Genomic DNA, 19,352 nt, shown 5'->3' on the forward strand with positions numbered 1-19,352 from the left:
ACTTATGGGGCTGCGAGTCGCTGCAGCGGTCCGACTCCGACAGTTGTCGTCATCTGAATCGGATATTGCTGCAACAGCCGCTGCAGATCGTCAAGCGATACCGCCCGGACGGTGTGCAGATCGTCGGCGACCGATCGATACTCACCGCGGTAAACCCAGTTTCCGCCCAGCGATGACAACCGCCCCATCGGCCGTTCGCCGCGCAAGACGACTCGCGAAGCCACCTTGTTGCGGGCCTGCTCAAGTTCTTCCGCGGTGATGCCATGATCGTTGACTGCACCAAACACAGCCTTCATGCGAGCCAGGTTGGCTTCCACCTGTTCCGGCTGACAACTGAGGTACGACATCCACGTGCCGGCTCCGTCATATTCGTTGTAGCCAAGTTCCGCGGCCTCGGCGAAACCGGGATCCACGATATCCCAGAACAGCCGGCTGCCGGAATCGTCGCCGACCACAACCGCCAGCAGCTCCGCGGCAAAACGAAGATTGTCCCGTGAATCGGGAGCGGGGCCCATCTGCATCACGTGCTCCTGCACGCTGCTTTCGCGAGTGACCAGATGAGTTCTCGGTTGCGGATGCACCGGCGGCAGATCCCGCGACGCCCGACCTAGGGGAATACCTGCGCAGTGCTTCTCGACGATCCGAAGAAGTGTGTCGAAGTCCGTGTTCCCGGCAATGGCCAGAGTCATGTTGCCGGCGTGATAGTGGCTGCGGTGATAATCCCGCATCTGCTCGGATGTCAGAGCGGTGATGCTTTCGTTCGTCCCCAGAATGCTTTGTCCCAGCGGATGACCGGCAAAGTGAGTCGACATCACGTTGTCGTAAGCCGTGAAGGAAGGCTGGTCGTCGTACATTCCGATCTCTTCCAGAATAACGTTCTTCTCCATATCGAAGTCATCCTGGCGGAGTGAAGGAGTCATCAGCGCGGCCAGCAGCTCCATTGTGGTTTCCAGATACTCCGGCAGCACCGCGGCGTAGTAGGTTGTGACTTCTTCGCCGGTCGACGCGTTGTACTTCGCACCCACTTCGTCAAAGACGCGGTTCACATCATCGGCCGTGAAGCGGTCGTTTCCCTTGAACGCCATGTGTTCCAGAAAATGGCTGACACCGGATACCGCGGCCGTCTCGTCTCGCGAACCGGTCCGGACGAAAAAGCCCGCCGCGACGCTGTGAACGGCCGGCGTCAGTTCCGCGATGACCTGCAGGCCGTTGGCAAATTTGTGCTGATGGAACTTCATGAATCATGCTTCTCCTGCGGGACCGTCGACCAATTCTGCGCCTCGCGCACTTTGCTGACACAGGGAACTGCGACTGATGATGACACGTCACGCCACGGCAGCCGGGGCCTGCACGCACGCGGCATCAAGCGGCTGCGGGCCGATCGTGACAAGGGCCATCGTCGCCGGTGCATAGTCGATCGCAAAGTTTCGAACCTGTTCAGTCGTCAGGTCGTCGATCCGCTGGTGAATTTCGTTCAGCAGCATGACACGGCCAAGATGGAAGGTGTCTCGCGCCAGGGCACCGGAACGAGCCATCGTGGATTCCTGCTGCATAATCAGCGTACTCTTCGCGCGAGCCTTGCAGCGGCGCAGTTCGTCGTCGGACAGACCCTCGTGCAGGCGGCGGATTTCGGCGACGGTGACGTCCAGCGTTTCCTGAGCACGCTCATTTGTGGTGCCGGCGTAGGCAAACACCCGCGCTTCGTCCTTCAGCGTGTTGATCGAAGCGGACACGGCATAGCACAGACCTCGCTTCTCACGAACTTCCGTGAATAACCGCGAACTCATGCCGCCGCTCAGCACGCTGACGGCCGCCCAGCCTTCGAAGTAGCGGTCGTGAGAATACGGAACCGTCGGCCACGCCAGTCCAATGTGGGTCTGAGCCGAATCGTGCGGAATGTGGTAGGGCGACTCATGGATCGTGCCGCGAGTCAGGCTGGCAGCGACGCCGCGTTCCCAGTCACCAAACGCCGCCTGAACGGCGGTCAGCACTTCCACGGAATTCACGTTTCCCGCGATGCCAAGGATTGCGGAATTCGGGCGAACCAGCAGATCAAAATGCCGCTGCACGTCGACCAGCGCGATGTTGCTGATATCGTCCAGCGTCCCGTCCGATGCGTTGCTCCACGGCGCCGGATACGCGCACTTCCGCAGGTAACGGCCAAGCCGCTGCCGGGGCTCATCTTCTTCCGCCTGCAGACCCTGAACGACCAGTTCTCGCGCCGGCGGAAACTGCAGTTCGTCAAGGTGAGGCTGGCGGACCATCGAAGCGATCAGAGGAATCGCCTGCAGAATGCGGTCGGCCGTCGTCGCGGCGGAAAACGTGACGTGCAGCGTCCCCGATGACACGCTGCGCTGCAGCCCGAAGTTGTCCATCGCCGACGACAATTCGCGGGCCGACAATTCGCCGGCTCCGCGAGGAAACATCTCCGCCAGAATCGCGGCGACTCCCGATTTCCCCGGCGGGTCATACACGCTGCCGGCGGGCACCATCAGCGTCAGAGCGGCCGACTGCACATCGTTCATTTGCTGAACGACAAGTTCCAGCCCGTTCGACAGTTGGAACGTTTCGATATTGTCGCTGGTCATTGGATATCCGTATCTCGGCGGAAGTTCGCGGCGCGGCAGAGTAGCACGTCCCGCCGCTCAGGCAAGGCGCGGCACGCAATGCCCGGATTCTGCCGACGGAACGTGCTCGATGCAGCAACGGTCCGCGTTCCCGTTCGCTTCACCGTCCCGGATTCAATTCCGTCAGCCCGATGGTCGCACCGGAGACTTGGCGCAGACAGCAACATTCACGATGAATTCCGCGTGGAAGGAATCACTGTCCGGCAGGAAGATTGAAGTCGCCGCCGAGATTTCGCCAGATCGCGTGAACGTGATTCGCGGAATTCTGAGTGTTGTTGTACTCGATGATAAAGGTGCTGCCCTGAACAACGTAGTGGTGTGGTTCGTTGACTTCAGAACCACCCCACCAGCCGAAGCGGATGTCGTCCATGCCGGCTTGAGTAATCGCCGCCATCCGCTCTTTGACAACAGCGGCGGGCATGGCTTTGAGGTATTCCGCCAGCAGTTCCTTCAGCAGTTGCTGTTGCTCGGGCGTCATGTCGGCGTAACGAACGCCCTTCGCTTCGTCGATGACCGGCTGAGGAACGCCGCCTCCGCGAATGTCGCCGGGAGCTTCCTTCGAGAGCCAGATCTTCGACTGCTGATCCGCAGGAGCCGCCTTCAGGATCGACCGCGCAATGTTCTCGCGTTCGCCCAGAACGCGAAGAGCCCGGCCGGGACCGGCGTCAATCAGACCGGGGTTGGCTCCGAAGAATTCCGGAGTACTGCTGACAATCCTGCCTTCCTTCACACTGTAGTTCAGTGACAGATGGTGGCCTTCAAACCGCCAGCCCCAGACGTCGCTGCCGCCGGGCTTGCCGAAGATTGTGACGAAATACTTGTGAGGATGCCGATGCAGACGTCGTTCCGCTTCGTCGCCTCCTTCAAACAGATACAAAACTTCCTCCAGACTGCGGACCTGAAGTGTTTTTTCATATCCGGCAGCGGTCAGCCCGGATCGGACCAGATCACTGGCCGATTCCAGTGCCGCTCCTTCCAGATCCCACATCCCGATTCCCTTGCGGTCACGAGGAATGAAGTGCCAGTTGATGCGCTCCGGATCGTCATAGGCATACTCCGCCCGCAGCCGCTGGCTGTAGTCCAGCGATTCCAGAAACCGCTGAGCCGCCTGGGCCATCTGCAGCCCGGGCTGAGCGTCATCGGCGCAGGTCCGGTTCGCGAGAGCGGTGATCGCTGCGGCAACAAGTGAGACAACGACGGGAAGTCTTTTCATGGCGGGAAACTTTCGGTGGAAGCGTGGTGTGACGAATGATGACCGAGTGAAAGAAGTTCCGGATTCAACACCCGGAAGTTCCGTGTGGGATTTGAAGACGAATTCCGGCGTTCCCTCACCCCGGTGGCCAGGTCAGAGGCCGACCGCCCAGAATATGGATGTGCAGATGAAATACAGTCTGGCCGCCGTCGCGACCGGTGTTGATGACCGTCCGGTAGCCGTCGGTAATCTCCAGTTGCCTGGCAACGCGGGGCACGGTCATCATCAGGTGAGCCGCCAGGTCCCGGTCGCCGTCATCCAGCGAATCCAGCGATTCGAGCGGTTTCTTTGGAATCAGCAGGACGTGGGTCGGAGCCTGCGGCGAGACATCCCGAAACGCCAGGCACAGCTCATCTTCGTAAACGATGTCCGCGGGGATTTCGCGATTGATGATCTTCGAGAAAATGGTCACCGAACAGTCCCTCGCGCTCGAAACGGATGGCCTTCCCGGAGATCATCGCCGCCAGACCGGAAAACCGGCGGTCAGAGTAGCAGGCTGTTCGCAAAACTCCAGCGGAGAGCAGGGCGGGCCGGGTCATCCGCTGTCACTGACACCGTCCGGCGATTGGTTCCGGCGATCCATTCGAAAGCCTCACATTCATGACGCAACTTGCCGTCCAGGAACTCAAGAACGAACTGCGCCGGCAGGCGCATGCCAACCGGAACGCTCAGCCGAACAAGGACGAACTCAGCCGTCGCATCGTCGGAGCGTTCATGGCGCTGCCGGAGTACGCGACGGCTCGGACGGTGATGTTCTACGTCGACGTTCGCAGCGAAGTCCGCACTCGGCACGACCTGGAACTCGCGCTGCAGTCAGGGAAGAAGATCGTCGTTCCGTGGTGCAACGACGACGGCGAACTGGAACTGTTTCACCTTGTCAGCATGGACGAACTGGAAATCGGCATGTACTCCATCCTGGAACCGCGAAAGGACCTGCGGCATCTGCCGGAAAAGCAGGTGCCGGTCCAGGAACTGGATCTTATCATGGTGCCCGGTGTCGGCTTCGATATCCGCGGCGGCCGGATGGGACACGGCAAGGGCTACTACGACAAGCTGCTCGAACACGCGCGACCCGATACGCCGCTGATCGCACTGGCGTTTGAATGCCAGATGTTCGAAGAAATCCCGGTCGCCGGCCATGACGTCTTCATGGATAAGATTGTCACCGAAGAACGCGTCTATTCCTGCCGGGGCCGAAAGGGCTGAACGGAAACGGCTGATTCCATGCCCGTCGAAATCGAAGACACGTACGCGGAAGCCTTTCGCAGTCTTTTTTCCGAGTTCCTGATCACGGCTCGCGATCGGAAGTGGCTGGATCATGCGATCAGCGCCGCAACGGGGCACGCATCGTCGACAATCATGTGCGACTGCGAAGCCGGCCTGGATCGGTACGTCGGTCCCGGCGGTGACGAAAGCGTTCCGACTCCGGATGGTCGGCCGGGAGCGATCTGCCAGCTTCACGTACCGCGGTTCTGGAAGCATCGCGAATCCGCTCTTGAAAAGGCACTGCTGGCCCGTGTCAGCCAGAACGTTCTGACCTGCCCGACGACGCGATGCTTTGCTCCGAATGCTGCCGCGGACGATGCGAATTCGTTTCGGCTTGGCCGCAAGCTGGCGTATTTCGGCGACGGATTCGAAGAAACTCAGCAGCGATTCGGCCGCGAAATGTGGGTGGTGCCGACGATGGGCGGTGACTTCTGCATCGATCGTCGCTTCCCGTTTTTCGACGGCGTGATGGGCGGCAATCTGTGGTTTGTCGCGGACAGCGAAGGCGCCTCTCTGCTGGCCGCGGAGAAAGCCGTCGAAGCGTGCCAAGCAGTTCCGGGAGTGATCACGCCGTTTCCTGGCGGTGTCGCCGCCAGTGGTTCAAAGGCCGGCAGCCGCTACAGTTTTCTGTTCGCCAGTACGAACGATCCGTTCTGTCCCACGCTGGCCGGACGAAATGGCGTCACGACGCAACTGCCCTCCCATGCAAAAAGCGTTATGGAGCTGATTGTCAACGGACGCGATCTGAAGACAGTGTCAGAAGCGACTCAGGCAGCCATTACCGCAGCGTCGGACGTTGACGGGCTGCTGAAAATCACAGCCGGAAACTACGGCGGTCGACTTGGCAAAAGCTGGGTCTGGCTGCTGCCCGATCTGCATCGCGACGAGTCCGGATCGTCTCCATGAAGCCTGACGACAAGCTGTGCTATTGCTTTCACATCACCCAGCGCAAGGTGATGAACTTTGCCCGAATTCACCAACCGCGGGTTCCCAGTCAGCTAAGTGAATGCGGCGGCGCCGGTACCGGCTGCGGATGGTGTGTGCCATTTTTGAAACGATGCTTCGATGCAGCGAGGGCAGAGCAGGGTGACGTCGACATCGATCTGACGCCGGACCAGTATGCTCAAATGCGAGCCGACTACGTGCGTCGCGGTCAGGGCAGTCCGCCCCCCGGCGCGACTCCGCTTCCGTCAGATTCAGAATGATCTGCGCTTCGAAAGCGGACGATTGAATCGGTTCGGCGTGCCGTTTTCGGACACTTGGTGAAAATCGGCTGAAGGTCGATTTCATTTCGCGCGCGGGAAAGTTTCAATGTCATCGTTCGCGGGCCGATTCTGCCAGTCAGTTCGACACCCTTTCGCGCAAGGAGCAGTCACGTGGCACGAACCAGACGTCGATGCGCTGTTCGCAGCGAATTCCTGGAAACGCGACTCTATCTGTCGCGAGCCGGCCTGATCGGCGCGGATCGCGGTCCCAAAGTCGATGCCGGCGACAGCGGGCGACAGGATCAGGCGGTGGAAATCGTCGACCAGGACACCGATGCGGTCGATCAGGGTCGCGACACCGCAACCGCTGACACAGACCAGGCGGCGGAAGAAGTCGTGGTCGTCGACCCGGTTGTCGATCAGCCGACCGGTGAAGAACCTGCGCTGGACAGCGATCGGTTACGCGACGCCGAAGTCATTCTGCAGCGGCCTCAACAAACCGAACCGACCGGTCCGACACGAGACAGCGATCCGGCCGGCGACGCGGACGTCGGCCCGCGCGAACAGAACGTGCAGGACGGAACGGACGAAAGCGCTGAGGAAGTGGTTGTCGTCGTCAACGAACGTCGTCCTGCCGAACCCACCGTTGTGCAGGAAACGACGACGCCCGACACACGTGACGGCAGGAATCCCGCACGAGCGGTGCTTGATGAGGAGCTGTCCGTCGACGCCCCGAACACTGGCACAGCCGACGACAGTACAAATGCCACCGACACGCCTGTCACTGACGTCCGGCCGAACGATCGACAGGAGCCGCATGTCTCTGTCGTCGACATCACGGACAGTGTTCCGACAGACCGAACGGATCCGACAATTGCGCCGCCGCTGCCGCCAGGGACCACGGTTGCTCCCACAGTGATTGCGGACCCGGCGGAGATTGACGACTGGACGGAGCCAACGACGAATCCTCGCGAGGAAACACCTGTCGTGACGGTGCGGGAAACGGACCACATGGACACCCGCGACGAAACAGCGGACCCGGAAGTGCTGCCGCCGGACACGACGGACGAAGCTTCCAATGCCACCCCGACCGACACGCTCAACGATGACGACGCTTCCGAGAACTCAGATTCGGAACCTGCGGTGGAAACGGACGAACCGGCCGCAGCAACCGAGGGCGAAGCGGACGATGACTCTCAGGAATCGACGCCTCTGCCGATCGCACAGCCGGAAGTGGGCGAGCACAACACCGTCCTCGCCGATTCGCCGCGAGCTCAATGGCGGCCGGAATTGACGGCCTACGGCCCAACGTGGCATCCGGCAACGGACCGGCCTTCGCTGGATCTGACGCTCCGGATGTCGCAGCAGACGTTTTCCATCTCGTCGCCACAATTCATCGCGGAAGCGGAAGACGCGAATGTCGCCGTGTCGGACGCTGCGATGCTGGGAATCCTGCTGCTGGTTTTGAATCGCGCCCGGCGGCGATCGGTATCCGACAACGTGATCGCGTCGTCTGCTCCCTTCGAACCGTATGGTGATGGCGTGTCGACGACGCGCCGGCGCCGGCACCGTTTCGGCGGCAACAGCCGACTGCCGCTGCCTCGCAACGCCTTTCGGACGCTGACGGACGCCGTCGCATCGACGATACACGGTGAGCAGACAGCGCACCGTGAGGCCATCCCGTACGACGCCGTCTTTGCCGACGGAGCAACGATGGCGCTGTTGTACCGGAAGGACTTTGAAGCTCCGCGCGAACTGCAGGGATCAGGCTCGCTGGCAACATTCGTCGGCAGCATCCTTGCGGGCAGTGGATACGCGCTGCAGAGACTTGTTCAGCGCGTACGCATGTCGCGAGGCTTTCGACGCCGCCGCAGGACACCTCTGCGCCGCCCGGCAAAGCCACGGTACAGCGGTCCCACAATCTAACGAGCGGGCAGAGAGCGTATTTGGTACGACCGGCGCACGCTCGCGCCTTCGGCATCATTGCCGCGGAAGACTATCCTCCGCGTCAGTTGACGGCGGCTGGCCCAACGCGGCGCCGTCCAGCATTTCCAGATGACGAATAGCGTGCCGGCAGTTCCTGTCCAGCCGCAGGGCCGCGTTGAAATCTCTGCGAGCGTTCTCGGCGTCGTTCCGAGCGGCAAAGGCGGCTCCGCGATTGCTCAGTACGTCGGCCGATTCTCCCTGCAGCGTCATCGCCCGCGAGAAGGCGTCGATGGCTTGCTGAAAGTTCTTCAACCGAAATCGTGCGGCCCCCAGGTCGTTCCACAGCTCTGCGGAATCACCGTTCAGCAGGATCGCTCGCTGCAGAAGATCCGCCGCGGTCTGCGATTGACCGCTTTGCAGATTGGCGACGGCGATTGCGTGAATCAGCCGCGAACGCTGGTGCCGCAGCGACGTCGTGTCGGGCAGCAGACCCTCCGCCAGAATTTTCTGCGTCAGATCCGGCGTTGCGCTGACAATGTCAGAATCGGACAGCGTACGAACACTCCTGCTGACGTCGACCAGCCGCTGCTTTGTCCGATGGCGGTCGATTCCGGCAGTCACCAGCAATGCCATCGCGGTCAGCAACAGGATACCGGCCAGGCTTCGATGCCGCCGACACTGTCTTTTCAATCGTGAAATCGCCGGTTCCCCGGCGTGTTCCAGCGCGCGGCCGTGCAGCCAGCAGTTCAGATCGTCGACGACTTCCGCAGCCGAGGAATAACCGGCTGCGTTCTCGTCCGCCGCCGAGAGGCAACTCGCCACGATTTCCCGCAGCGAACCATCCACAGCCGCGGCACACTTCACGCGCTGCACGGCGCCTTGCCGCGTCGGCAGTGCCTCACGAGCCGCAGCGATGACCGAGGAACCCGTTTCCACAACGGGATACGGAAGTTCGCCGGTCAGCAATTCGAACAGGACGATCCCCAGCGAATAAAGATCTCCCGTAACGGCGGGCGACGGAACACTGTCACTTCCCGACGGACGCTGCGGACCTGTTCCGGACAATCGCAATAGTTGCGGCGCCGACATGTACGAAAGCGTTCCACCGGCGAAGGTCGGGTCGTCGGGCAGGTCGCCAGCCACGCTGAAGTCCGCCAGAACCGCGTTGCCGACATCGTCGATCAGAATGTTTTCCGGCTTCACATCACGGTGGTACACGCCCCGTGAGTGCGCATGCGTCAGCGCTTCTGCAACGTCGCGAACAATGCGGACGGCAAACTGTTCGAAGCTGTCACCGCTCGGCAGTCGGCTCAGACATGCCGAAGCATCCGCCCCTGTTGATTTCTGCGCAATTTGAACGACCGAACTCATCGCCGTGCGCGTCGATAGCCCGGACCGTGGCACGCCATGGATCGCGTTCAGCACTTCGGAAACGGACAATCCCGGCACGTGCTTTAGCACAATGACGCCGCCTCGATCGGATGCGAAGTAGTCAAGCGACCTGACGATGTGAGGATGAGACAGCCGGTTCAGCAATCGGTATTCCCGCGACGCGACTGTGTCCGCTGCGATCTTTAGCGCGACCTTCCCGTGCGAAGGCAGATGTTCCGCCAGCACAACGGTCCCGCTGCTGCCTCTGCCGAGCGAACGCAGGACGCGATACTCACCAACAATTTCGCCTTCAGGCACTAACATGGCTGAATTCAGAATGTTCTGCAGGCCGGACCGGGCAACACGTCATTCTTGCGTTCGCGGAACGCTGGTGTCGACCGCGCGGCTTCGGAATCCGCCTGCTACGGCTGTTGTGAATGCTCGCGAATCCGCGTCTCACGGCGGTTCATTCGGTGAAACGCGGACGAACCACAGGCGCGTCAAGTCACGTCACCGGAGTTTCCGGATTCGGCAATGCAGTCCCGCACCACCTGCTGCCTCAGAAGTTGAAACTGTCGTCGAACCTGGCGGATTTTCAGCGTCAGCTCACCGGCGGCGATAACCGCCGAGATCGAAAGCAGCCAGACCAGCCATCCCAGGTCGACAACTCTCAGCAGGTCGAAGATGACGGTCGTCGCCAGCGCCAGCACAATGGTCAACAGAATTCGCCGACGGCCGGTGAGGCGGCGCTTTGCTGTCATCCTGTCGTGCGAGGCAATCGCCTGCTCAATGGAATGCGCCGCCACGGTCCGAAATGAGGCCATGCTGTTGCGCATCTTCTCTCGGTCCAGAGTCGGCCGGACAACTCGCGCCGGCACAGCAGGATTTTCGGCGCTGGTCGTTTCCCCTGTGGGCGTCGCTGGCGCGGCGGCATTCGAGAGATTCGTTCCGGTGATTGCTGGCTTTGACACCGGCGCGGCTCGGCGATCGACCTCGGGCCAGGAGCTCTTCGAACGTTTCGGACCTGGATGCTCGACAGCTGTCACCGCCTCGCAATGGACCGTCTGCTCACGACTTCGCGAACGGCTGACAAGCTGCGACATGTAATTATCAACAAAGCTTCGCAGCTCTTCGTCAGTCGTGTTGTCGTATGTGGCGTCGAACGCAACCTCGACGTCCGCGCCGACCGGTTCTGCCGTTTCCGTCGTGTTCGGATCAGAATGAAGTTGGTGCCACGGTACTTCAGCAACCAGCGGCGAATTGTCGGCCGGCTCCTGCACGGATGGCGACGGCGAATCCGCCGAGAACGGTGTGCCAAACAACTCTGACAATTCTCGTCGCAGTCCCAGGACGTCCTCTCCCGATCCCTGCGTTTCCGGGTTTGCTGCTGCAGGTTCCGATGACTGGATTTCCTGCGCAGGCGGACATTCACCGGATGCTGCGAAGGTATCATCGACGTGGTGATTCGCGACTTCAGTTTCGGCCACGACAACAGCAGCCTGCGAATCCGGCGCGGTGCAATCACACTCGGTCGAAGCCGGCTGATGGACATCCATCGAGTCCGTGGCAGCGAACTCTCGCTCGGGACCGGCGGTCGTATTCGCAGCGGGTTGGCTGACGAGATCAGCAGACGTCGGCACCTCAGCAAATTCCGAGTCGCCGATCTCATGCCATGTGTCGACAGGATGACATGGCACGACGCGGAGCCTGGCCGAATCCGCATCAGCATTCTCGAAAGCGCGATGATTCGCCCTGCGTTCAGGCACGCCGCCGTCGAACACACATCGGGAACGCCTGGCCAAAGCGGCATGGATTGCGTCAGCAGCTTTCTGTTCGGATTGATTCTTTTTTCGACGGCGAAGTACCCTGGCGAGCACAACAGCCGTGACGACGAGCAACAGGCCAGCGACAGCGGTCAGCCAGACAGGCCATGCGGACGGATTCTCGTCCACGGGCGGCTGCATCGTCGTTGGTTCGTCGACCGAAACGGTCTTTGACGGGGACGATTCCTGAGCCGGCAGATCGACGGGAAGGTCAACGTCAGTCGCCATTCCATCGGCATCCACAACGCGAACGTGCAGCGTCACCGTCCGCGCGGAAATGTCAGGTCGTCCGCTGTCCTGCGTCAGGAGCAGTAATCCCGTCGAAGCGTCGAACTCCAGATTGCCGTCCGCCAGTTCATAGTTCACATCGACGGACAGCGGACCGCGATTCTCCGGGTCGGTGGCCGAGATATTTCCAATGACTGTTCGCTCACCGGCGATGGAGGGTTCTTCCGCAGGTTCGAATTGAATCACCGGAGCTTCATTTACGTCCGTGACTTCGACGACAACAACGGCTTCGGCGGCAAGGCCCTGCTGATCGGAAACGCGAACTCTCAGTTCATGAGACGGCTGAAGTTCATAGTCCAGCAAAGCCGAATCCCGAATGGTCAGACTTCCGTCGTCGCTGACGGCAAATGCGGAATCCGCGCTGCCGGACGTGATGGAAAACGTCAGTACGTCGTCGCGGTCAGCGTCGGTGGCTTCCAGCCTGGCGAATGGAACCGCGGAATCCGCGTTCTCCGGCACTTCGAAGTGCTGAGCCGCAATGACTGGCGGCTCGTTGACGTCGCTGACCCGAATCAACACTCGGATCGGGACTTCGTCGTACGTCAGTTCCTTCAGTCGCGATTCCCCGACTGCAGCTTCGCGCAGAGAGTTCCGAAACTCTTCAAACAAAGGTTCCGACGACGATCGGCGCTTTAGCGCGACAATTGTCAGGTCGATTTCGGAGCGCGATTCATGGTCGAAGACTGCACCTTGTGATGTCGTCAGCGCGCCGGTGATTTCGTCAAGATCAAACAGCCCGGCACCGGCATTTGTGGTCAGACGGAAGTGGTCCGCGTCCGGTGCAAGACTGCGAACCGAACCGATTCGGGTGCGCGGCTGGGCGTTTTCATCCAGTCGCAGAACCAGACTGCTGTCGTCGATCAGATCGGCGCTGGCAGATCCCAAGACTGCGTGCCCGCTATCGATGGCCTCGCGCTGCGAAGCGTTCACTTCGACGTGAGCCTGCGCAGCGGCATCGTCATCCGACACAGCGATGTTCGGAGTCAGCGTCGCCAGCACAGTGACGATCAGCAGCAGACTGCATGAGAATTGTGAACGCGGCAGAATCATGGAAGTCCTGAAGCACGACCGGCGGAAGTGCAGAACTGAACGGGCTGGCGAATTTCCTTCAGCGATTCTAGAGCCAGCGTCGTTCGAACACATCGAATCCTGATGAACGTCTGACGGCCGGTGATCGCCTATTCAGTTCAATTCGCCGAGACGGTCAAAGCCCTGTTGTCGCTACAACGCTAGTTCAAAGTTCGGGTCGGCTGTGACATGACCAAGGGCTTCGGATGCGAATTCGCAACAGTGGCCGCCGCAACTACCAGCCGATCCAAGCGCAGCGACGGTAGGAATCATGCGCGACTTCTGTGTTTCGCCAGCCAGGGCAGGGCAATAACCCGACCGCGGTTCTCCACGAGCAGAAATGCAGTCTCAGTGGAGTTGCAGGCGGCAGTCTCGGGAAAGCTCGGTCAGCAAAAACGCGAAGCATGTCGCGATCGCTGACGGCACAGACTACCTGGACGATCGGCGTCTCACCGCACGTCCCAGATTCGTCAGCCAGCGTCGTCACCGATTTCGATACGACTGCGGCAATGATGTCTGACCGGAAAGATTCATTCGAACGGAACTGCGCCGGTCTGTAGTGGTTTTCCGATTTGTGCTGGTGAACAAATCCACGCTTGCGTGATGAAAGCTACCGTCAGGAACGATGAAACCGTTAATGCGCATTTGAGGAGTTGGCACGGATGGCGGCGCAGAAGTACGTGCATTGCAACACTGGCATACCCGGACTGCGATGGTCGGTCGCATTGCTGATAACAGTCAGCCTGCTGTCGTCAGGATGCCGAACCGGACGCCATCATTCACATTCGCGACACCGTCACGGCTCGACGTACACGATGTCATCGGGCACTGCGGCCTACAGCATGCATGGCGGAACCGGGCGTGTTCGTCAGAATGCGCTGACACCCGCTCCGGAACCGTCCGGCGGCGGTACTGCAATGCCAACTCCCCCGGCGCCGGTACCGCCTGAAGAGCTGATGCTCGACAACGCGTCCTCGGCGCTGGCACCGTTGCAGTCAGATGACAGCGGCGAAGCGGAGTACAGCAGCGACCCGGCGGGAGGCGGAAGTGCGCCTGTGCGCGACAGCCATTCTCTGACGATGTCGCTGGGACCCGCCGGTTCGTCGGACTCGATCGACCTGGATTCTCAGTTCCTGCTGTTAAACGATGACGAAGTCGTCGAGGAACTTCGTGAACTTGGCGGGACCGTACAGTTCGACGGCGAAGCACTGACCGGCGTCGACCTGTCATTTACCCGCACCCGGGATGACCATCTGAAACGTCTGTCGCAATTCGACACGGTTCGAAATCTGAATCTGACGGGTACCGATGTTTCCGACGCGGGCATCGGCGAATTGTCTCGTATGCAGAGCCTGAAATCTCTGAAACTGCGCGGCACCGACGTTACAAATGCCGCGCTTCCCGTCGTCGGGCAAATTTCCGGTCTGCAGCTGCTGGACCTGTCGCGAACACGAATCGCCGACGCCGGTCTTGTTCACCTTCAGCAACTGGCCGGTCTGCGCTACCTGATGCTGAACGACACCCGCCTGTCCGATGAAGCGCTGCCGCATCTGAAGTCACTTGGAAAGCTTGACGGCCTGAGTCTGATTCACACACAGATCAGTCCCGACGGGCAGCAGGAACTGCAGCAGGCACTGCCTTCCTGCCTGATCGTCTTTGAAGCGGATGACGACGTGAGCCACACGGATGTCCCTGCGGAGTTTCGACCCGCCGCAACTGTCGCAGCATCGTCGTCTGTCAAACCGTTTCGTACGGTCGCTGCGACACGACTGGACCGGAAAGCGATTTCGAAAGTCAACCCGAAGCTGGCCCAGGTTGTGGAACTGGCGGAGAAGCAGCCGGAACTGGCGACTCATCTGTCGGCGGTCTACTCGGCTGACGGCGACTGGTCGTCGGCCATTCACGTATTGCAGGCAGCACTGGATGCAGCGCCGGAGAACCTGGAGATTCGCTATCAACTCGCAGTTGCATTCGCCAGGAGCGGCGATCTGGTGACCGCCGCGGAACAGTTCGAACGGTCCGTCGGAAAGGCGGCAGCCCACTACAATATCGGTGTTTTGCTGCAGGAACAGATGCTGGCCACTTGCGAAGCTCACCTGCAGCAATCTCTTGCCATCAATCCGAAACTCGAAGCCGCGCGGCTGCGTCTGAAAGAACTGAAACAGCACTCGGAACACACAGGGGTCCTGCCGGCCTCTGCGGTGATACCGTCTGATCCGTCGCTGCCGGTCATTCAGCCGCGAGAAGTCTACCGGGCGGTCGCTGTGGAGTAGAGAATTGCCGTGGCCCGGCCTGACTGCCGGGACACGATTCGTCGGCCATTCGCCGCGTTTTTCGACAGACTCTGGGAATTTCGGCAACCGACGGCTAATGTCCGGCGAGAATATCTGCTCTGATTGGCGATCGGTGCATGTGCAGTCCGGTCGCAGATGGCCAGAACGGGAGACGCGTGATGGGACAGCCTGCCGCCAGAATGATGGACCTCGTGCTGCAGCAGGCTCCGCACTGCCACGCCCCGATTCACCCGCCCGCGCCAACGCCAACACCGGTGCCGCATCCGGCACTCCCGCTGCAAATCCTGTCTCCGTGCGCTCCAACCGTGCTGATCGGAAACATGCCCGCTGCCCGGGTCACGGATATCACCAAGATCTGCACACTCATTCCCTGCGTGCCAGCCGGTCCCGGGTTGATTGCAAAAGGTTCCGGGACGGTCATGATCAGCAATCTTCCGGCGGCACGTGTCGGTGATATGACGTCACACCCGTCGTGTGTTGCTCCGATCCCCAGCCCAACCGGAACGATCCTGCCACCCGGCTGCCCGACCGTTCTGATCGGTGGATAGATCCATAGCCGGCGGACGGCGTGTCGTCGTTCCGCCGCCACAACGGCTGGATCGACCTGGTTCGACGCACCGGCGATCGCTGCAAATCGGCAAGTACAGGCGAAGGGCTCGACAACGGCAGCTTCCGAGAGCAAATCCGCGTGAAACTCCGACACTTCGAAGCACTTCAACCGGTCTGTCCCGTCTGCAGGTCAGACAACAGTTTCGACAACTCACGACTGACGATCGGCGCCGTCTGGAAATCCGACGATACCGCCATCTTCGAAGGTGTGCTGCTGTGCCCGAATACGGCCTGTCAGCGCGAGTTCCCGATCATCGACGGCATCCCGCTGATCATCCCGCACATCCGATCCTTCATCGAATCCGGAATTCTGCAGATCTTCGGTCGCGACGATCTTAGCGAGGCCACCGAAAGCATGCTGACCGACTGCTGTGGTCCGGGATCGGCTTTCGAATCCGTGCGTCAGCACGTCAGTTCGTACACCTGGGACCACTACGCGGAGTTCGACCCGGCGGACGTGCCCGGCGCCGACAAACCGGGCCTGGTCGTGAACCTGCTCGACCGATGTCTTGAGATGGCCGATTCGCCCGTGGGCGGCCCGGTGCTGGACCTGGGGTGCGGAGTCGGCAGAACGTCGTTCGCGATGGCGGAGCGGACCGGCGAACTTGTCGTCGGAGCAGACCTGCACTACGCGATGCTGCGCATTGCGTCGCGGGTTCTGAGTACCGGTCAGGTGCGGTACCCCAGGCGCCGCGTGGGAATCGTGTACGACCGCCGCGAGTTTCCGGTATCGTTCCCGCGCAGCGAAAACGTCGATTTCTGGGGCTGCGACGCCAATGCTCTTCCCTTTCGCGACGGCCAGTTTGCCACAACCGTCAGCCTGAACGTGCTGGACTGTTCCAACAGCCCCATGAACTTCCTGAAGTCGATTGAACGAGTGACGGCAACCGGCGGCCAGGCGATTCTTGCCTGTCCGTATGACTGGTCCGCAGGCGCGACGCCCATTGAAGCCTGGCTGGGCGGCCATTCGCAACGCAGCCCGACCGCGGGTGCCAGCGATGCGATGCTGCGGTCGATGCTGACACCGGGTTCGCCGATGCATTCGTTTCCGCGACTCAGTCTGGCCGCCGAACTGGATGACCTGCCGTGGCACGTGCGTCTGCATGACCGCAGCACGATGCATTACCGAACTCACGGACTTGTCATTCGGGTTTCCGATCCGCCACCGGCAGGCGCATCGTGAGCAGCCGCGACGCACGAACATCGGCGGGCTGAGCACAGCACCGGTCGGATCGGTTTGTGCCGCTATCCCGTTGCCGCGCACTGTCGCACTGACTGAGAAATGGCCTGGTCGCGTTCCGGCGAGCGTGGTCCGGCGTCGGACTTCAGCCACGACTGTTCACGCAGCAAAGTGAACCGATCGTAGTACTCGGCGATGTCCTCGCGGCTCAGCCCCGGCAGATTCAAGATGGACTCGCGGTGGTTTGCCGGCAGTTCCAGGAAGTTGTCGGGCAGATAGCCGTTCTCGCGGCAGACATGGAACAGCCGCGTTCCGGGGTAGGGATAGAAAACGAAGTAGCCGAAGTCATCCGGTCGAAGCTGCTCATGCAGCGCCAGCGTTTGTTCCAGGTCGTCGCGAGTTTCCGTGGGCAGCCCCAGCATGTAGTTGGCAGTGACGATCATGCCTTCGTCGCGCGACCAGCGAAAGGCGTCGATCATGCGTTCGTTCGTGATTGGCCGGTGCATGACTTCCCGACGGACTCGCAGGCTGCCGCTTTCGACGCCGAACACGATGTGCCGGCAACCGGCCTGAGCGAGTGAATGCAGCATCTCCGGCGTCACCGTGTCGACTCGGGCATGCACGGAAAACGGCGTCCCAAAACGTTCTGTGTGCGCTTCACAGAATTCCGAAACCCACGTCGGGAAAATCGTGAACGTATCGTCCAGAAAAATGACATAGTTCAGCGTTCCTTCTCTCTGAATCGTCGCAAGTTCATCCATGACACTGCCGACTGTTCTGCGTCGACCGTAGTTCTCGGTGCCATACAGATCGTGATACTGCCGAGCCGCGCAGTAAGTACACGGAAACGGACAGCCTCGCTGCGTTGCGATGTGAACAACGCCGTACTGTTCATCCAGCAGATCGCGAGCCTGAAACGGAAGTTCATCGAGAGACGCAATCGGCGGGCGCAGTTCAGGCCGCTTCCCTCCGGGGACCTGAATGTTGCGGATGTCATCGGTGGGTTTGCCGGTTTCCAGCTTCGTCACAAGCTCCAGCAGAGCGTCTTCACCTTCGCCCAGACAGACGTAGTCGAATCCCGGCTGTTCCAGCACGGCTTCCGGAGAAAACGTCGCATGAAGTCCGCCGGCGATCACCGGGACATCGATCTTTCTGCGAATCGCCGCAATCAGATCCCGAGCCCGCAGCCACTGTCGAGTCGTCAGTGAGAGGCCGATCAGTTGCGGATCGAGCGCTGCAATTCGCTCAACCAGCGCGTCGGCCGTTTGCTCCGGCGGAACGCGCAGACCCGTCACGTCATGCCCGTGAACCCGCAAATAGGCCGCCAGAAACGCCGGCCCCATGGAAGCCACGGCCCACGTTCGTTCCGTATCGATTTCCAGGAACAGCACTCTCATCGGCAGGCTCCCGAACGTCGTCCGATTTGGCGGAGGCGGAAGCAGGAATCCTGCGGCGTCATTTGCGGCGTCGCACACTTCCTTCCAGGGATGCCACTGGACGGCACTGCCAGTTTCGACGAAACACGGCGACAGTTACGCGGCGATTCTACTTTTCCGCAGCCGCCAGTGCTTTTTCGATGAAGTCCTCGTACTTCCCCGCCGCATCTTCCGGAGGCCCGTCGACGGCAACCAGCGTCAGAGCGCCGGAAATCGCCTGGCAGGGCAACTGTTCATCGGCCGGAATCGGCGGATGTCCTGGCGGCGCCGCGTTTCCGGCCCCCCAATAGGCCGCCTCCGCCAGCATTGCGGCCGGTCCCCTGTTTTCCAGCTTCGCGGAAGCGGCGAAGGCAGCGGCGGCCGTTTCTTCGGAAGGTTTCATGGCCCACTTGCCGGCGGCGTCCAGTGCGGAACGCTCCGAATCGGACAGCCTATCGTTCAGTGCAGTTTCCACACATCCGCAACTCCAGAGCAGGGCGGCCGGAGTGCCCATCGCCCGGCTCAGCACGCGCAGTGCGTCGGCGTACAGGCTCTTCTTTCGAAGTTCGCCAACGAATTGCTCGGCGGACTGCGTTTCGTTCAGCAGAGACTTCCCTTCGCTCGTCAGAGTCACACCGGCACAGACTTCCGCCGCAGCCGGAGCAAACGAAACCTGCAGGCGTTTCGCCGGCGCGGACGGCTTCCCGCTGCCCTGTTTCGCGGCAGCGCCGGAAGTGACCGCGAAGGTCGTCTGGCCGGCGACGATCTGGTCGCCATTCGCCACAATCGCTTCCGTGACCGGTTCACCGTTGACGAAAGTTCCGTTCGTGCTTTTCAGGTCCGTCAACAGCCCGCAGTCCGGCCGCCCTTCAATCAGAAAATGCTGAGTCGACATTCTCGGATCGTCAGGAACGCTGAAGTCGAGATCTTCTCCGCGGCCGACGCGAGCGGAACTGCCCGTGCGAAGTTCCAGAACCCTGCCGGATTCAGGTCCCGAGATGACCGTTAACGTGATGGGCATGGCAACA

Annotated in this window: 15 protein-coding genes; 7 read left to right on the top strand and 8 right to left on the bottom strand. The window is 60.9% G+C overall.

From position 1 onward, the window contains the following. Nucleotides 1-2: 2 nt before the first annotated feature. The 4 genes from R3C19_03115 to R3C19_03130 form a co-directional block, all read right to left on the bottom strand. Nucleotides 3-1,238, bottom strand: coding sequence for a pitrilysin family protein (locus tag R3C19_03115; protein MEZ6059333.1), 1,236 nt, complete (start codon nt 1,236-1,238; stop codon nt 3-5). 87 nt (nt 1,239-1,325) lie between these two features. Beyond that, nucleotides 1,326-2,588: a pitrilysin family protein gene (locus tag R3C19_03120; GenBank protein ID MEZ6059334.1), complete on the bottom strand. Its 1,263-nt coding sequence runs from the start codon at nt 2,586-2,588 to the stop codon at nt 1,326-1,328. A 232-nt stretch (nt 2,589-2,820) separates the two neighbouring features. Next, the gene (locus tag R3C19_03125; GenBank protein MEZ6059335.1) at nt 2,821-3,840 is read right to left on the bottom strand and encodes a DUF3500 domain-containing protein; all 1,020 of its coding nucleotides are present in this window, start codon (nt 3,838-3,840) and stop codon (nt 2,821-2,823) included. 115 nt (nt 3,841-3,955) lie between these two features. Further along, nucleotides 3,956-4,291, bottom strand: a complete 336-nt coding sequence (locus R3C19_03130) for a histidine triad nucleotide-binding protein (protein ID MEZ6059336.1) — start codon at nt 4,289-4,291, stop codon at nt 3,956-3,958. Between the two features lie 188 nt (nt 4,292-4,479). On the opposite strand from R3C19_03130, the gene R3C19_03135 reads away from it, so the two are divergent. The 4 genes from R3C19_03135 (at nt 4,480) to R3C19_03150 (ending at nt 8,276) form a co-directional block, all read left to right on the top strand. Then, the gene (locus R3C19_03135) at nt 4,480-5,085 is read left to right on the top strand and encodes a 5-formyltetrahydrofolate cyclo-ligase (protein MEZ6059337.1); all 606 of its coding nucleotides are present in this window, start codon (nt 4,480-4,482) and stop codon (nt 5,083-5,085) included. A gap of 18 nt (nt 5,086-5,103) precedes the next feature. Further along, on the top strand, nt 5,104-6,051 hold the full coding sequence (fhcD, locus tag R3C19_03140) for a formylmethanofuran--tetrahydromethanopterin N-formyltransferase (GenBank protein MEZ6059338.1): 948 nt from the start codon (nt 5,104-5,106) through the stop codon (nt 6,049-6,051). Then, entirely contained in the window at nt 6,048-6,350 is a 303-nt protein-coding gene (locus R3C19_03145; GenBank protein ID MEZ6059339.1) for a (2Fe-2S)-binding protein, read from the top strand. Before fhcD ends, R3C19_03145 begins: the two co-directional genes overlap by 4 nt. A gap of 171 nt (nt 6,351-6,521) precedes the next feature. Then, the gene (locus tag R3C19_03150; protein MEZ6059340.1) at nt 6,522-8,276 is read left to right on the top strand and encodes a hypothetical protein; all 1,755 of its coding nucleotides are present in this window, start codon (nt 6,522-6,524) and stop codon (nt 8,274-8,276) included. A gap of 54 nt (nt 8,277-8,330) precedes the next feature. On the opposite strand, the gene R3C19_03155 is transcribed toward R3C19_03150, so the two are convergent. Both R3C19_03155 and R3C19_03160 read right to left on the bottom strand, forming a co-directional pair. Continuing rightward, on the bottom strand, nt 8,331-9,971 hold the full coding sequence (locus R3C19_03155) for a protein kinase (protein MEZ6059341.1): 1,641 nt from the start codon (nt 9,969-9,971) through the stop codon (nt 8,331-8,333). A 176-nt stretch (nt 9,972-10,147) separates the two neighbouring features. Further along, nucleotides 10,148-12,808 (bottom strand): cadherin repeat domain-containing protein, encoded by a 2,661-nt coding sequence (locus tag R3C19_03160; GenBank protein MEZ6059342.1) that lies wholly within the window; start codon nt 12,806-12,808, stop codon nt 10,148-10,150. Between the two features lie 833 nt (nt 12,809-13,641). Between R3C19_03160 and R3C19_03165 the strand changes: the two genes are divergently transcribed. From R3C19_03165 to R3C19_03175, 3 genes are all read left to right on the top strand, one after another. Continuing rightward, the gene (locus R3C19_03165) at nt 13,642-15,099 is read left to right on the top strand and encodes a hypothetical protein (GenBank protein MEZ6059343.1); all 1,458 of its coding nucleotides are present in this window, start codon (nt 13,642-13,644) and stop codon (nt 15,097-15,099) included. A 179-nt stretch (nt 15,100-15,278) separates the two neighbouring features. Beyond that, a complete protein-coding gene (locus R3C19_03170; protein ID MEZ6059344.1) occupies nt 15,279-15,668 on the top strand; it encodes a PAAR domain-containing protein in 390 nt (129 codons plus the stop codon). Nucleotides 15,669-15,808: 140 nt separating this feature from the next. Further along, nucleotides 15,809-16,912 (top strand): methyltransferase domain-containing protein, encoded by a 1,104-nt coding sequence (locus tag R3C19_03175; GenBank protein MEZ6059345.1) that lies wholly within the window; start codon nt 15,809-15,811, stop codon nt 16,910-16,912. A 62-nt stretch (nt 16,913-16,974) separates the two neighbouring features. On the opposite strand, the gene R3C19_03180 is transcribed toward R3C19_03175, so the two are convergent. Together R3C19_03180 and R3C19_03185 are read right to left on the bottom strand one after the other, a co-directional pair. Beyond that, the gene (locus tag R3C19_03180) at nt 16,975-18,306 is read right to left on the bottom strand and encodes a radical SAM protein (GenBank protein ID MEZ6059346.1); all 1,332 of its coding nucleotides are present in this window, start codon (nt 18,304-18,306) and stop codon (nt 16,975-16,977) included. A gap of 148 nt (nt 18,307-18,454) precedes the next feature. Continuing rightward, a complete protein-coding gene (locus tag R3C19_03185) occupies nt 18,455-19,345 on the bottom strand; it encodes an FHA domain-containing protein (protein MEZ6059347.1) in 891 nt (296 codons plus the stop codon). Between the last annotated feature and the right edge of the window lie 7 nt (nt 19,346-19,352).

This window comes from Planctomycetaceae bacterium, assembly GCA_041398785.1.
GTDB lineage: Bacteria > Planctomycetota > Planctomycetia > Planctomycetales > Planctomycetaceae > JAWKUA01.